This is a genomic window from Klebsiella sp. 7-CIP_Kleb. (genome assembly GCF_050378655.1).
GTDB classification, from domain to species: domain Bacteria; phylum Pseudomonadota; class Gammaproteobacteria; order Enterobacterales; family Enterobacteriaceae; genus Klebsiella; species Klebsiella quasipneumoniae.
Genome location: NZ_JBNRLJ010000036.1, coordinates 1 through 1,025 on the forward strand (window position 1 = coordinate 1; position 1,025 = coordinate 1,025).

The window sequence follows — 1,025 nt, forward strand, 5'->3', positions numbered from 1 at the left end:
GCTGCCATCACTACCGTTCTGGCTAAAACCTACGGTGGTTCCGCTCGCGCATTCGACCAGATCGATAACGCGCCGGAAGAAAAAGCTCGTGGTATCACCATCAACACCTCTCACGTTGAATATGACACCCCGACTCGCCACTACGCGCACGTAGACTGCCCGGGCCACGCCGACTATGTTAAAAACATGATCACCGGTGCTGCGCAGATGGACGGCGCGATCCTGGTTGTTGCTGCGACTGACGGCCCGATGCCGCAGACTCGTGAGCACATCCTGCTGGGTCGTCAGGTAGGCGTTCCGTACATCATCGTGTTCCTGAACAAATGCGACATGGTTGATGACGAAGAGCTGCTGGAACTGGTTGAGATGGAAGTTCGTGAACTGCTGTCTCAGTACGATTTCCCGGGCGACGACACCCCGATCGTTCGTGGTTCTGCTCTGAAAGCGCTGGAAGGCGACGCAGAGTGGGAAGCGAAAATCATCGAACTGGCTGGCCACCTGGATACCTATATCCCGGAACCAGAGCGTGCGATTGACAAGCCGTTCCTGCTGCCGATCGAAGACGTATTCTCCATCTCCGGTCGTGGTACCGTTGTTACCGGTCGTGTAGAGCGCGGTATCATCAAAGTGGGTGAAGAAGTTGAAATCGTTGGTATCAAAGAAACCGCGAAAACCACCTGTACTGGCGTTGAAATGTTCCGCAAACTGCTGGACGAAGGCCGTGCTGGTGAGAACGTAGGTGTTCTGCTGCGTGGTATCAAACGTGAAGAAATCGAACGTGGTCAGGTACTGGCTAAGCCGGGCACCATCAACCCGCACACCAAGTTCGAATCTGAAGTGTACATTCTGTCCAAAGACGAAGGCGGCCGTCATACTCCGTTCTTCAAAGGCTACCGTCCGCAGTTCTACTTCCGTACAACTGACGTGACTGGCACCATCGAACTGCCGGAAGGCGTAGAGATGGTAATGCCGGGCGACAACATCAAAATGGTTGTTACCCTGATCCACCCGATCGCGATGGACGA

1 protein-coding gene is annotated in these 1,025 nt (G+C 54.6%); it reads left to right on the forward strand.

Features of this window, described 5'->3' with window-relative positions:
- The coding region (gene tuf, locus ACQUTI_RS26310) for an elongation factor Tu (RefSeq protein ID WP_062914393.1) at window positions 1-1,025 on the forward strand (1,025 nt) is incomplete at both ends.